Source organism: Corynebacterium singulare (assembly GCF_000833575.1).
Classification (GTDB): domain Bacteria; phylum Actinomycetota; class Actinomycetes; order Mycobacteriales; family Mycobacteriaceae; genus Corynebacterium; species Corynebacterium singulare.
Genome location: NZ_CP010827.1, coordinates 620,077 through 633,243, shown reverse-complemented (window position 1 = coordinate 633,243; position 13,167 = coordinate 620,077). Strand labels below are relative to the sequence as shown.

Sequence of the window (13,167 nt, the reverse complement as noted above, 5' to 3'; positions counted from 1 at the left end):
GAAAGGCAGGCATCGCATGGCTGGTACACCGCGTACTGCGCAATCACGCAAGCAGTATCTGCAAGCAGCCGGGCTCATTGCACCAGCGCTCATTGCGTTGGCTGTGGTGATCGGCTACCCCATCGTGCGCGCTGTCATGTTGTCCTTCCAGGGCAATAAGCGTCTCAACCCCACCACGGGCGTGTTTGAGGAAGGCTCCTTCGCGGGCCTCGAGAACTACCTTTATTGGATCTCAAACAAATGCATGTCCGCCACCGGCCAGGCTACGACGTGCCCGGATGGTGTTATTGCCACAGACTTCTGGCCGGCACTGAAAATTACGCTTTTCTTCACCGTGGTCACCGTGGCCTTGGAGACCGTCCTCGGCATGTTCATGGCGCTCGTCATGAACGGCGAGTACCGCGGTCGCGGCCTCGTTCGCGCGGCCGTGCTCATCCCATGGGCCATTCCAACCGCTGTGACGGCAAAGCTGTGGCAGTTCATGTTTGCCCCGGATGGCATCGTCAACTCGCTCATTGGTGAGCGCATTGCGTGGACAACGGACCCTTTCTACGCACGCCTCGCAGTCATCATCGCGGATGTGTGGAAGACTGCGCCGTTTATGGCCCTCCTCATCCTGGCGGGCCTGCAAATGATTCCGCGGGATGTCTATGATGCCGCCCGTGTCGACGGCGCTTCCCGTATCCAGACCTTCTTTACCATCACCCTTCCACTGGTGAAGCCGGCACTGATGGTGGCGGTTCTCTTCCGTACCCTCGACGCGCTGCGTATGTACGACCTACCTGTCATCATGATTTCGGCGTCCTCCAATTCCCCCACCGCCACGATTTCTCAGCTCGTTGTTGAGGATATGCGCCAGGGCCATTTCAACTCGGCTTCCGCTCTGTCCACGCTCATCTTCCTCTTGATTTTCGCCGTGGCATTCATTCTCGTGCGCTTCCTGGGCGCTGATATCTCAGGAGCTACCCGCGAGAAGAAGGATAAGGAGTAACCCCATGAAAAAGTTTGGCCACTACCTTGGCATCCTCTTCATCATGTTTTGGGGCCTCGCACCGTTTTACTGGATGGTCGTCACCGCCCTGCGCGATAAGGCCCACACCTTCGACACCACGCCGTGGCCCACACATGTCACCCTAGATAACTTCCGTGACGCGCTAGCAACGGATAAAGGCAATGACTTCCTCAACGCGCTGGGCAACTCCCTGCTCATCTCCCTAGCTACCACCGCGGTGGCCGTACTCATTGGCGTGTTTACCGCTTATGCCTTGGCGCGGTATGACTTTCCCGGAAAAGGTGTGGTCACAGGCATTATCCTGGCCGCTTCCATGTTCCCTGCCATTGCTCTGGTTACCCCGCTCTTCCAGTTGTTCGGTGACCTCAACTGGATTGGCACCTACCGCGCGATGATCATTCCGAATATCTCGTTCGCGCTGCCGCTGACGGTCTATACGCTCCTGAGTTTCTTCCGCCAGCTGCCATGGGAATTGGAGGAAGCCGCGCGGGTGGACGGGGCTTCACGAAGCCAGGCCTTCCGCCTCGTGCTCTTACCTCTCGCCGCGCCGGCGCTGTTCACCACCGCCATCATCGCATTCATCACGACGTGGAACGAGTTCATGTTGGCCAAGCAGCTGTCAACGACCGGCACAGAGCCCGTCACCGTGGCCATCGCACGTTTCTCTGGCCCCTCGGCCTTCGAGTACCCCTACGCTGCCACGATGGCGGCCGGCGCGTTGGTGACGATTCCGCTCATCATCATGGTGCTCATTTTCCAGCACCGCATCGTCGCTGGCCTGACCGCCGGAGGTGTCAAGGCCTAATGCGCCGTGCACTGCTCTGGGACACCGCGCTAGGATTCATCGGTTTCTTCGCCTTCCTCGCGCTTGTGCAGGCAGTTCTCAATCTTTTCCAGCCCTCCCCCGCCCTCTGGCCGGGGTTCCTTGCCGGCGCACTCGTGCTGGCGGAGTACCTCCTATGGCGGGCTAAACAAAAGGATCTCCGATGAGCTGGCACCATAACGCCATCTTCTACCAAGCCCTTGTGGGCTCCTACAAAGATACCCGCGGCGAAGGCGTCGGCACCCTGCGCGGCGTCATTGAGAAGCTTGATTACCTCAAGTGGTTGGGCGTCGATTGCCTGTGGCTCTCGCCGTTCTACGCCTCGCCGCTGCGGGACGACGGCTATGACATTGCTGATTACTACTCCATCCACCCGGATTATGGAACGATGGATGACTTCGACGAGCTCGTCGACCAGCTCCATGCGCGCGGCATGCGTCTCATGACGGACTTGGCTTTCAACCACACATCGAGCGATCACCCGTGGTTCCAGGCCTCCCGCACAGATCCGGATGGCCCCTACGGCGACTATTACGTGTGGGGCGATGATCCGCTGCGGTACCCGGAAATTCGCATCATTTTCACTGATACGGAGACCTCCAACTGGGCGTGGGATCCGGAGCGCAAGCAGTATTATTTCCACCGCTTCTACTCGCACCAGCCGGATCTCAACTATGACAACCCGAAGGTTCACGAGGAAGTTTTCAACATCCTCTCCTTCTGGTTGGACAAGGGGGTGGACGGCTTCCGCCTCGATGCCATCGCCTACCTCTATGAACGCGATGGGTTGGGCGGCGAGTCCCTCCCTGAAACAGTCGAGTTTGTCGAAAAGGTCCGCGCCTTCCTCGATGAGAACTATCCCGAGGCCATCATGATCGCGGAAGCCAACCAGCCGCCGGAAGAGACCATGGAGTTTTATGGCTCGGGCAATCGCTTCCACATGGTGTTCAACTTCCCGGTGATGCCGCGGTTGTACCAGGCGCTAGCGCTGGGCGACGCCACCCCGGTGTACGACATCATGGATGAACTCCCCGAGCTGCCACAGGGCTGCCAGTGGGGCACGTTCCTGCGCAACCATGACGAGCTGACACTGGAGATGGTCAGTGAAGACCAGCGCGCCATCATGTATGAGCACTACCTGCCGGATGATCAGATGCGCGCCCACGTGGGCATCGCTCGGCGCCTAGCTCCTTTGCTAGGCAACGATTACCGCAAGATTGAGCTGTTCTACTCACTGCTCATGACGCTGCCGGGCGCACCGTTCCTCTATTACGGCGATGAGATCGGCATGAACGATGCCCCCGAACTGCCCGACCGAGATGCAGTACGCACACCCATGCAGTGGGAGCCGGGCGAGGGCGCTGGTTTCAGTACAGCCGCGCACACCCGCCGTCCCATCGTCGGTGGCGTGGGGATTTCGGTGGAGGAGCAGCTTGCCGACGACGCCTCTCTCCTCCACCGCCTGCGCGGTCTCGTTCAGCAGCGCAAGGCACATCCGGAACTCGGCACCGCGCCTTTCGAGGCGGTGGAAACGGGCCATGCTGGTGTGTTGGGTTTCCAGCGCGGCGAGTTACTGTGTCTGCATAATTTCACCGAGCACACTGTGGATCTGGGACCCGTGGATCTGGGACCTTTTGGTTATACGTGGCTTCCTGTGGAGGTCTAACCCGCTCACCCACGTTCGGTAAATGAACAGTAAACTCTACATGTACGGATGCGTAAATTTTCAAAATTTTATATAGATTTATGACCAATTCATCAAACATAATTTGTGTTTTCGCAGGTAGGAGCCTGTAACCATCACAGTTGGCCCACCACCTCGTTAGGACTAGTGTTTTCCCCGGTTAGCATGCATTTCGAGGCACCACCTTCTGCAACGAGTGCACCACACGCTGGCCTTTTTGTAGATTGGTCCCCTAGTCCTGAAAGGGCTCCCGCACGTGTCAGCGACACTCATCATTCTCGCCATCGTGGTGATTACCGCCTTGGCCTTTGACTTCACCAATGGTTTTCATGACACCGCCAACGCCATGGCCACATCCATCGCCACCGGTGCCCTTAAGCCATTTACAGCAGTAGCCATTTCCGCAGTCCTTAACCTCGTCGGCGCGTTCCTGTCCGTGAACGTTGCTGCGACGGTGGCCAAGGGAATTGTGAATCTCGATTCCTACGATATGTCTGTCCCTGCCGATGGCGACGCCCTCCTCATGGTCGTCTTCACCGGCCTCATTGGCGGCATTTCCTGGAACCTCTTCACCTGGCTGCTGGGAATGCCTTCTTCTTCCTCCCACGCTCTGTTCGGCGGACTCATCGGCGCCGCCTTCGCAGCCCTCGGCACGGGCGGTGTGGCATGGTCTTCCATCGTCGGCAAGATCATTATCCCAGCTGTTGCCTCCCCCTTCATTGCCGCCATGGTTTCGGCCTGCGGCACCGCACTGGTCTACTGGGTAACGAATACCATCCCCGAAAAAGTTAAGAACGAACACTTCCGCCACGGCCAGATCGTCACCGCCTGCTTGGTTTCCCTGGCGCACGGTACCGGCGATGCCCAGAAAACCATGGGCGTTATCTTCCTCGCCCTCGTCGCTGCCGGTGAGGCCAACTCTGATGCACGCATTCCGACGTGGGTTATCATCGCCTGTGCCGTAGCCATTGCAGCCGGCACGATGTCTGGCGGTTGGCGCGTCATCCGCACCCTGGGCAAGGGCCTCGTTGAGATCGAATCCCCGCAGGGCATGGCCGCCGAGGCAACGTCTGCTGCCATCATTTTGACCTCCGCCACCGGCGGCATGGCACTGTCGACAACCCACGTGTCCACAGGCTCTATTCTGGGTACCGGCTTGGGACGCAAGGGCGCACAGGTTCGCTGGGGTGTGGCCATGCGCATGGCTGCCGCATGGCTCATCACTCTGCCGTGTGCAGCGTTCGTTGGATTCGCCACCTGGTGGATTGCTGAAGGCGTCTCCACCGTTTCCACCACAATGGTCGGTGCCATTGTTGACCTCGTCCTCCTCCTCGGCATGGTCGCCCTTATCCTCATGCGCGCACGCCGCAACCCGGTCGACGCCAAGAACGTCAACGATGATTGGGATGCCGAGGCCGAGTCCGTCGATTCCTCGATGTCCCCGCGCGAAAAGGTCGCCGCTGGCGCCGCGGTTGGAAACTCTCCTGGCGCCGCCAACGCCGTCAACGATGTCGTCGATGACAGTTCCACCCTCAAGGACAGCTAAGGATCCCGATCATGACCGCACTAGAAATTCTCACCGCCATCATTCGCGTTGCCGCTCTGGCTCTGGCATTTGGCGCAGGTATCCCGCTCCTGTTTGCGTTGGGCATGCGCTGTATGACCGGCGATCCGATTCGTAACACCGAAGGTGTCGTCATCGATGACACCGAAGCATCTCCTCAGATGAAGCTTCTAGGCTGGACCGTCTACGCGGTCCTTGCCCTCTTCATCCTCGTGGCCATTACATGGATTGCCAAGGACTCCATCCACCACTACTTTGGGCTTGAACTCTTCCCGGGCCTCAAGGGTGGACACTAACCCCCCTACCGACGCTCGCCGCCAAGGGCGGCCGCTCCTCCCCACTCTGCAGGAGGCGCGGTCGCCCTTTCGTTATGCATGTCACACCCAAGTAAGATGAACTAAAAGTTAACTACACGTGAACCAAATGTAGCATTCTAGCCCCTTCAGCGATATAGTGGGTGCATCCCCATGATGCGGAGAGGCGCATCATTACAACACAAACAAGAGAGAGGTGAGTACACATGAATGCCTTAACTGGATTTATTTCAGCCATCACCAACACATTCAAGAGTGCCACCGGCACCGGCCTTGACATCATTGCCACCACCCCCCTCCCGGCAATGATTGCCGAGGATCTACTCAAGCACGACCTAATCCCTGCAACCCGCACCGATATCGAAGAAACCTACGCAGCGCTCGCCGGAGACTTCCCCCGCGAGGGTGACCTCGCCGAGGTAGAACTCTTCCTTCATAGCTTCGGCTGGCTTGCGTAGCCCCACGAGAAATACACAACCTGAAGCCTCGGCCTACCTCCTAGGTCGAGGCTTTCCCCTTTCCACCAACGCCCGTCACCCCCAAACCACACTCATTACACCGACAGAATGAACTCAACACGCCACTCGTGAGGAAAACCTCATCTTTCGCACCTCCATAACCTGCATAAACGAGAATTGTGAGGCAAATCACCCGCGCGCCACTATACGTTCCTACCCAAAACTTTTCTACACTGCCGAACATGACTATTTCCTCACATTTGTCAGAGCTGGATTCCCTCAGCGCCGACACCACCGCAGGCAAGATCGCTGAATTCAAGAGGCGTCGTGAAGCAGCGGCCCAACCCATGGGCGAAAAAGCCCACGAGAAGGTCCACGCACAAGGCCGCCTCACTGCCCGGGAGCGCTTGGACTACCTCCTCGATGAAGGTTCTTTCGTGGAGACCGACATGCTCGCCGTTCACCGCACTATGGACTTCGGCATGGGAAAGAAGCGCCCGCTGACCGATGGCATCGTCACCGGCTGGGGAACTATCGACGGCCGCGAAGTCTGCATTTTCTCCCAGGATGGAACCGTCTTCGGCGGTGCTCTCGGCGAAGTCTACGGCGAGAAAATGATCAAAATCATGGAGCTCTCCATCACCACCGGCCGCCCCCTCATCGGCCTGTACGAGGGGGCTGGTGCTCGCATTCAAGATGGCGCCGTGTCCCTGGACTGGATTGCCAAGACCTTTTACCAGAACGTCAAGGCCTCCGGCGTCGTCCCCCAAATCTCCGTCATCATGGGCGCCTGTGCCGGTGGCAATGCCTACTCCCCTGCTCTTACTGACTTCGTAGTGATGGTGGACAAAAAATCTAAGATGTTCGTCACTGGCCCGGACGTCATTAAGACCGTCACCGGCGAAGAAGTCAGCCAGGAAGAACTCGGCGGCGCCGGCGTCCACATGCACAAATCCGGCACCTCGCACTACACCGCGGCCACCGATGAAGAAGCCTTGGACTGGGTCCATGATCTGCTGACCTATCTGCCCTCCAACAACCGGCAGCTAACCCCAGCGGAGCCCTATGATGAGCTCGGCGAAGAAACCGTCGATGACCTCAGGCTGGATGACATCATCCCAGATTCCCCGAACCAGCCCTATGACGTCAAGGAGGTCATCGAGGCGCTCACGGATGACGGCGACTACTTGGAAATTCAAACCGAGCGTGCCGATAACGTGGTCACTGCTTTTGGCCGCATCGAGGGCCACACTGTAGGTTTCGTGGCCAATCAGCCGCAGGTCTTCGCCGGTTGTCTGGATATCGATTCTTCAGAGAAGGCTGCCCGTTTCGTGCGCACTTGTGATGCTTTTAATATCCCCATCGTCATGTTGGTTGACGTCCCTGGTTTCCTTCCCGGTGCTGATCAGGAACACGATGGCATCCTGCGTCGCGGCGCTAAGCTGCTCTACGCCTATGCCGAGGCCACTGTCCCTAAAATCACCGTCACCCTGCGCAAAGCTTATGGCGGCGCCTACTGCGTGATGGGTTCCAAGGGATTGGGAGCAGACGTCAACCTGGCCTGGCCCACCGCCCAGATCGCGGTCATGGGCGCGGCAGGTGCCGTCGGCTTTATCTACCGCAAGGAGATCAAGGCCGCCCACGAGAAAGGCCTCGACGTGGCTGAGCTCACCAAGTCCTTCGAGCGCGAGTACGAGGATCACATGCTCAACCCCTATAAGGCTGCAGAGCGTGGGCTTCTCGACGCCGTCATTCTCCCCTCCGAAACCCGCAGCACCATCGCCAAGAATCTGCGCTTCTTCGCGGATAAGACTGTGCCACGCCCGTCTCGCAAGCATGGCAACATTCCACTGTAAACGGCACGCCTTAAAGCGCACGGCTGCGCTGTATTACACTAGTGTCCCATGACTGACTTGAAGACGACCGCTGGCAAGATCGAGGACTTGGACGCGAAGCTTACCGAGTCCCGCGCGCCGCAGGGAGAGGTTCCCGCTGCCCGCAGCGCCATCGAGGCACTCTTTGATGCCGGCTCCTTCGTGGAGACTGACGCGCTGGCACGCCACCGCTCCACCGACTTCGGCCGTGAGCACATCCGCCCTTACACCGATGGTGTCGTCACTGGTTTCGGCACCGTCGATGGGCGCAAGGTCTGCGCCTACGCCCAGGACGCCTCGCTTTTCGACGGCACCATGGGCGAGGTTTACGGCGAAAAGGTCACCAAGCTCTATGACCTGGCAATTAAAACCGGCGTGCCTATCGTCGCGCTCGTCGCTAGCGATAAGCCGCGCGCTCAGGAAGGCATTGTGTCCTCAGCCATGCAGGCGCGAATTCTTGCTCGTGCCACCACGGCATCCGGCCTCATCCCGCAGGTCACTGCGGTCTACGCGGACACGAAGGATGCCTCACTCATCGCAGCGCTCTCCGATATCGTCATTGCTCCCGACGGCGATCTCCAGGCTGAAGGTGAACACGAGGTGAACGTCGTCAAGCGCGTGCTCTCCTACCTGCCTTCGAATAACCGCGCAGCTGCTCCCCGTACTGAGGCCACCATCGTCTCCGGTTCGGTCGAGGCCAACATTAACGAGGCCGACCGCGCACTCGATACCCTTGTGGCCGACGATGGCGCCATTGACCTAGCTGATGTTGTCACTGCCACCTGTGAGGATGTCTATGAACTCACCTCCCAGGTGCGTGGCATCTTCACTGGTTTCGGCCGCATTGAGGGACGTACGGTGGGCATCATTGCTAACCGTGACACGGTCGATGCTGCTGCCGCCGCCAAGGCCGCGCGTTTTATCCGCCTGTGCGATGCTTTCAACACCCCCATCATCGAGTTCGTCGATTCCCCGGCCCTCGAGGTGGAGAAGGCCGCCCTGGCCAAGCTCGTCCATGCGTACTCAGCTGCCGACGTGGGCAAGATCAGCGTCATCGTGCGCCGCGCTCACGGCACGGGTTACATCGCTTTCGGTTCCAAGGACCTTGGCGCAGACCTTTCGTATGCGTGGCCAACAGCAGAGATTGCCGTGGCCGACGGCCCTGCATTGGCCTCTGAGCTGGAGTTCAGCGAGGAAGATGCAGCCGACTACCTGACCCCCTACCAGGCAGCTGAGCGCGGCCTCGTCGACTCCGTTATTACGCCAGCAGCCACGCGTGGTTCCCTCATCGAAGGACTTCGCCTGCTGGACCGCAAGATTGTCCCAACCCTGCCGAAGAAGCACGGCAACATCGTTTTGTAAAGGTATCCATGTCCGATTCCCTTTTTACTGTCCTGCGCGGCAACCCTACTGACGCCGAGGTCGCGGCACTGTCCACGGTGCTCAGCCAGCTCGACTCCGAGGCACGCGCCAAGGCTGCGGATATCCACTCTGAGCGTAACCTGTGGGGCCAGCCGGGAAATGTGTTCAACCCGACGGCCTTCCGCAACGTCCGCTACTACTAGCCGCCATGCGCATCGTCCTAGCATCCCAATCGCCTTCCCGGGCGTCCATCCTTCGCGGCGCTGGCGTCGAACCCATCATCGCCCCGGCCCACGTGGATGAACGCACCATTGAAGATCGCCTCGCTGGAGAAGACCCCGAGGACATCGTGTGTGCCCTTGCCACGGCTAAGGCCGAGGCCATCGCCCCCAGCTACCCCTCTGATGTGGTGGTGGGTGGCGATTCGATGCTGCTACTCGGCGGCTCCCTCCAGGGCAAACCCCATACCCCTGAGGCCACCGTTGAGCGCTGGCATGCGCAGGCCGGCCGCACCGCTGAGCTCATCACCGGCCACTGCGTGCTCTACGGCGACAAACGCTTCGTCGAGGCCTCGCGCACGACGGTACATTTTGCTCAGGCCACGGATGCCGATATCGAGGCCTATGCCCGCACCGGTGAGCCCCTAGAATGCGCCGGCGCTTTTACGTTGGAGGCCCTCGGCGGCTGGTTCATCGACCGCATTGAGGGCGATCCTTCCAGCGTCATCGGGCTTTCGCTCCCGGTGCTGCGCCGAGCGCTGTACTCCTTTGGGCTCAACGTCGCCGATTTCTGGACCAAGCCCTAGTTTTGGGCCAACCCTTCCAGGTTCGCCCCTCTGGTGACCGTAGCGCCACATGGCTAAAGTGGGGCGGCATGGAAATGAAAGACATGCTCGCCCCCAAACCCATCAAACTGCCGGCCGATCCGGGCGCTGAGAGCACCTCCGATCTCACCGCTGGAATCGTCGCTCACCCCGATTCGCCGCTGCTGTGGGCGCTGCTCGCGGAGCAGGAATTGGATCAACACAAGGACGCCGAGCCCACTGCCTTCATCACGGCCTACGCATATGCCCGCACCGGCTACCACCGCAGCCTCGACCGCCTGCGCGGCAACGGCTGGAAAGGCTGGGGCCCGGTCCCCTACTCCCATGAGCCCAACCAAGGCGTGCTGCGCGCCATCGCCGCGCTGGGCCACGCCGCGAAGGCCATCGGCGAGAACGGAGAGTATGACCGCATCCGCCAAATGCTGTCCGACGCCGACCCTGAATCCGTAGCCACGCTCCTGGACTAACCTGCTGCATAGATCAGTACAATCCCGCAACCTCGTCGAGAAGGTTGCGGGATTCTTAGGTGCTGACGGGCTGAGGAACCTTAGTCGTTATTCGTCGCGTCCCTGTTGGCATCGGCCTGCTCGACCAGCGTGCCGGTGTTCTGTGCAGTGCGGATATTAGCCACGAAGAACTCCAGAATCAGTCGGAACTGGATGATGTAGAACAGGAAGGCAATTCCTCCGATGAGCACTGCCCCTAGGAGGGACATGAGTCCTATAAAGAAACTATCGGCAAAGGAAACCAGGGAGAGCAAAATCGCGCCGACCCAGGCGACACCAGACACACCGACCAGTAGCATGTAAATGAAGGACGAAAACTTCAACGTGACGAATTCGCTGAAAGAGAAGTCAAATAGCGCCTTGAAGAATCCAGAGCCCTTGGAGGCAGTGCCCTGGCCTTGGTTGTTCTGCTGCGGGTACTGCTGCATCGCAGGAGCACCGAAGGGCGAGTTCTGATCGCCGAAGCCCTGGTTTTGTGGGGCAAATCCCTGCTCCTGCTGACCGAAGCCCTGCTCCTGCTGACCGAAGCCTTGGTGCTGCTGAGCGAAGCCCTGCTCCTGCTGACCGAAGCCTTGGTCCTGTTGGCCGAAGCCCGCGTTCTGAGCACCAAATCCCTGGTTCTGCTGGGAGTAGCCGCCGAAGCCAGAGTTCTGATAATTCTGCTCAGGCTGGGAGTACTCTGCGGACTGAGAATTCTGGGAAGCCTGCGCACCGAAGCTTTCCGACTGCTGCTGGCCAAAACCATTGCCCTGATCAGCGGAGCTGCTAAAGCTGGTGTTGTCAGCGCCAAAGCCTGAGGCGGAGTCCTGGGAGGAGCCATGGGATGAGGAGCCATAGGATTCAGAGGCCGGTACAGCAGAGCCAGCCTCAGACGAAGCAGAATCCTGGGTGGACGCAGAGTACGAAGACGAAGACTCAGTGGAGGCAGTTGATTCAGCAGATTGCGCCGGTTCAGTGTGCGGCTCGGAGTAATCGCCGTAGCCCGCCTGGCCACCCCAATCAAAGCCCGAGTTGGACGGCGCGCCCGGGTTACCCCAACCGGTGGAAGCGTTATCGCTGCCGTAACCTCCACCAAATCCCTCGCCGAAGCCTTGCTGGGAAGCACCGCTGTTCGTGCCGTTCTCTGGTGTGGAGGAGTCCTCGCCCGCGTTATTCGGGGTCGAGTTGTTCGGGGTGTAATCAGCGCCAAAGCCGCTGCCGAAGCCGCCACCAAAACCCTGGTTAGAGGAATCGTTGTTGTTGTTGTTGCCGTTCTCGCCGAACTGGTTGGGGTTGGTCATCGCTCGGTAGTCCTTTCACAGTGAAGTTCGCAGAGCAGTACACATTCGTGTAATTTTTACTTCTTCGAACGTACCTGAGATCCGGCTCACTGTCAGCGGTTAGGGGGGCTCTTTGGGGATTGCGCCCCACACAACGAGGCCTCAAACGACAAAATCCCCCGCAAAAGCGAGGGATTCATGGAATAACGCTTAGGCGTGCTTGGCCTCAACGCGCTTGATGGCTTCAGCGGCCACCTTCTCCTGGATACCCATGTCCAGCTCCGAGGTGAAGCCCACGCAGGAGCAGTTGATCTCACCCAGGACGTAGGTATCTTCGCCATTCTCGCCATCAGCAAGCATGAAGTCTGCGGTCCAAATCAGCGGGATGTTGTCGCCGCCGAGCTTCTCGGCGATGACCGGACGGACCTCCGCGAACATGTCAACAAGCTCCTGCCATTCCTCCGGCTTCTGGTAGGTGTACTTCGCACCGGAGAACAGGGTGGCAGAGAAGGCGTCGCCGCCCTCAGCCGGCTTCTTGTGAACAACGAAGACCGGGTCCGGGCCAACGAGGAGGATACGGATCTCGCCCTCAACGATGCGCGGCATGAAGCGCATGTCCACGAGCATGCCGTTGTCACCAACGATGTACTGGTCACAGAAGTCCATGAACTCGCCGAGCTCGCGCTCCTCGGTGTGGTTGTCCACAGCTTCGGTGCACTTGAGCTTGGTATCGAGCGGCAGTGCGCTGCCCGGCTCTACAGACTCGGCCAGCTTCTCATCGGCCAAGCGCACACGCCAAATACCGGAGCCGGTGGATCCACGGTTCTGCTTGAGAACGCGCTCACCGTAGGACAGGGAGGTCGGGAAGGTGTTGTGGAAAGACTCAACGTCGTAGTACGCAGCGGTATCGGACGGCACCAGGTCGGTGTCATTGAGCTTCACCAAGGCATCCTTGGCGCCGTAGGCCATCATCTCGTGCGGGGTGGACATGCCAACCAGACCTGCCTCAGCGAGCTTGGTGAGCAGGTCGAAGTAGCCCTTCTCGCCACCCGGGATGTTGCCCGGATTCACACGAGAGATGTAGGCATCAAAGTTCTCGGAGACGTACTCGAAGAGCTTCTCAGACCACTCGGGGCGGTAGAAAACCACTTCTGCGTGCCAGCCAGCATCCTTAATGCTGTCGACGATGGGCATGGTGTCCTTGCGGTGGCCGTTGAACTGCTTGTCAGATCCGCCCTCGACCTCGAAGACGACGATTGCCTTGTGCACAGCGTTTCCCTTTCGTTGGGTATTTGTGGGTCACCCCCTAAAATAACCCAGCTTTGCCAACCGTGCTGAGCAAGCGCCCCCACCCCAAAAAGGCGTGCTCACCCGCTACGGAGCTACCCTGACCTGCACTCTTGTTATAACCAGTGGCTGTGTTTCAAAAAATACCGCCAGATAAATGTATCCAACACCACAAAAGTTTCTCTTGAGTGACCACGTATC

At 59.2% G+C, this 13,167-nt stretch carries 14 protein-coding genes; 12 read left to right on the top strand and 2 right to left on the bottom strand.

What is annotated here, in order from left to right:
• Positions 1 to 16: 16 nt before the first annotated feature.
• The 12 genes from CSING_RS02990 (at position 17) to CSING_RS02935 (ending at position 10,381) form a co-directional block, all read left to right on the top strand.
• Positions 17 to 991 carry a carbohydrate ABC transporter permease gene (locus CSING_RS02990; protein WP_042529582.1) on the top strand — a complete coding sequence of 325 codons (975 nt, stop codon included), beginning with the start codon at positions 17 to 19 and terminating at the stop codon, positions 989 to 991.
• A gap of 4 nt (positions 992 to 995) precedes the next feature.
• A complete protein-coding gene (locus CSING_RS02985) occupies positions 996 to 1,817 on the top strand; it encodes a carbohydrate ABC transporter permease (RefSeq protein WP_042529580.1) in 822 nt (273 codons plus the stop codon).
• Entirely contained in the window at positions 1,817 to 2,002 is a 186-nt protein-coding gene (locus CSING_RS02980; protein WP_042529578.1) for a hypothetical protein, read from the top strand. The genes CSING_RS02985 and CSING_RS02980 overlap by 1 nt, the downstream gene beginning before the upstream one ends.
• Positions 1,999 to 3,501, top strand: coding sequence for a maltose alpha-D-glucosyltransferase (treS, locus tag CSING_RS02975; protein WP_042529576.1), 1,503 nt, complete (start codon positions 1,999 to 2,001; stop codon positions 3,499 to 3,501). Before CSING_RS02980 ends, treS begins: the two co-directional genes overlap by 4 nt.
• A gap of 274 nt (positions 3,502 to 3,775) precedes the next feature.
• Positions 3,776 to 5,065, top strand: a complete 1,290-nt coding sequence (locus tag CSING_RS02970) for an inorganic phosphate transporter (RefSeq protein WP_042529574.1) — start codon at positions 3,776 to 3,778, stop codon at positions 5,063 to 5,065.
• Positions 5,066 to 5,076: 11 nt separating this feature from the next.
• The gene (locus CSING_RS02965; RefSeq protein WP_042529573.1) at positions 5,077 to 5,379 is read left to right on the top strand and encodes a hypothetical protein; all 303 of its coding nucleotides are present in this window, start codon (positions 5,077 to 5,079) and stop codon (positions 5,377 to 5,379) included.
• 224 nt (positions 5,380 to 5,603) lie between these two features.
• Complete coding sequence (locus CSING_RS02960) at positions 5,604 to 5,855, top strand: hypothetical protein (RefSeq protein ID WP_042529571.1); 252 nt, start codon at positions 5,604 to 5,606, stop codon at positions 5,853 to 5,855.
• Between the two features lie 242 nt (positions 5,856 to 6,097).
• On the top strand, positions 6,098 to 7,711 hold the full coding sequence (locus tag CSING_RS02955) for an acyl-CoA carboxylase subunit beta (RefSeq protein ID WP_042529568.1): 1,614 nt from the start codon (positions 6,098 to 6,100) through the stop codon (positions 7,709 to 7,711).
• 48 nt (positions 7,712 to 7,759) lie between these two features.
• Positions 7,760 to 9,091 carry a carboxyl transferase domain-containing protein gene (locus CSING_RS02950; RefSeq protein WP_042529567.1) on the top strand — a complete coding sequence of 444 codons (1,332 nt, stop codon included), beginning with the start codon at positions 7,760 to 7,762 and terminating at the stop codon, positions 9,089 to 9,091.
• 8 nt (positions 9,092 to 9,099) lie between these two features.
• Positions 9,100 to 9,294, top strand: a complete 195-nt coding sequence (locus tag CSING_RS02945) for an acyl-CoA carboxylase subunit epsilon (protein WP_042529565.1) — start codon at positions 9,100 to 9,102, stop codon at positions 9,292 to 9,294.
• A gap of 5 nt (positions 9,295 to 9,299) precedes the next feature.
• A complete protein-coding gene (locus tag CSING_RS02940) occupies positions 9,300 to 9,896 on the top strand; it encodes a Maf family protein (RefSeq protein WP_042529563.1) in 597 nt (198 codons plus the stop codon).
• A gap of 68 nt (positions 9,897 to 9,964) precedes the next feature.
• A complete protein-coding gene (locus CSING_RS02935) occupies positions 9,965 to 10,381 on the top strand; it encodes a DUF3151 domain-containing protein (RefSeq protein ID WP_042529561.1) in 417 nt (138 codons plus the stop codon).
• 80 nt (positions 10,382 to 10,461) lie between these two features.
• Here the strand turns inward: CSING_RS02935 and CSING_RS02930 are convergent, their stop codons facing one another.
• Entirely contained in the window at positions 10,462 to 11,700 is a 1,239-nt protein-coding gene (locus CSING_RS02930) for a DUF4282 domain-containing protein (protein WP_052471366.1), read from the bottom strand.
• A gap of 189 nt (positions 11,701 to 11,889) precedes the next feature.
• Entirely contained in the window at positions 11,890 to 12,948 is a 1,059-nt protein-coding gene (locus CSING_RS02925) for a Cj0069 family protein (RefSeq protein ID WP_042529559.1), read from the bottom strand.
• Positions 12,949 to 13,167: the final 219 nt, after the last annotated feature.

Bases quoted from the DNA above. Each gene is read 5' to 3' on its own strand.
- CSING_RS02930 (WP_052471366.1), bottom strand. From the start codon at position 11,700: ATGACCAACCCCAACCAGTTCGGCGAGAACGGCAACAACAACAACAAC.
- CSING_RS02940 (WP_042529563.1), top strand. From the start codon at position 9,300: ATGCGCATCGTCCTAGCATCCCAATCGCCTTCCCGGGCGTCCATCCTT.
- CSING_RS02980 (WP_042529578.1), top strand. From the start codon at position 1,817: ATGCGCCGTGCACTGCTCTGGGACACCGCGCTAGGATTCATCGGTTTC.
- CSING_RS02935 (WP_042529561.1), top strand. From the start codon at position 9,965: ATGGAAATGAAAGACATGCTCGCCCCCAAACCCATCAAACTGCCGGCC.
- CSING_RS02945 (WP_042529565.1), top strand. From the start codon at position 9,100: ATGTCCGATTCCCTTTTTACTGTCCTGCGCGGCAACCCTACTGACGCC.
- CSING_RS02960 (WP_042529571.1), top strand. From the start codon at position 5,604: ATGAATGCCTTAACTGGATTTATTTCAGCCATCACCAACACATTCAAG.
- CSING_RS02950 (WP_042529567.1), top strand. From the start codon at position 7,760: ATGACTGACTTGAAGACGACCGCTGGCAAGATCGAGGACTTGGACGCG.
- CSING_RS02955 (WP_042529568.1), top strand. From the start codon at position 6,098: ATGACTATTTCCTCACATTTGTCAGAGCTGGATTCCCTCAGCGCCGAC.
- treS (WP_042529576.1), top strand. From the start codon at position 1,999: ATGAGCTGGCACCATAACGCCATCTTCTACCAAGCCCTTGTGGGCTCC.
- CSING_RS02990 (WP_042529582.1), top strand. From the start codon at position 17: ATGGCTGGTACACCGCGTACTGCGCAATCACGCAAGCAGTATCTGCAA.
- CSING_RS02985 (WP_042529580.1), top strand. From the start codon at position 996: ATGAAAAAGTTTGGCCACTACCTTGGCATCCTCTTCATCATGTTTTGG.
- CSING_RS02965 (WP_042529573.1), top strand. From the start codon at position 5,077: ATGACCGCACTAGAAATTCTCACCGCCATCATTCGCGTTGCCGCTCTG.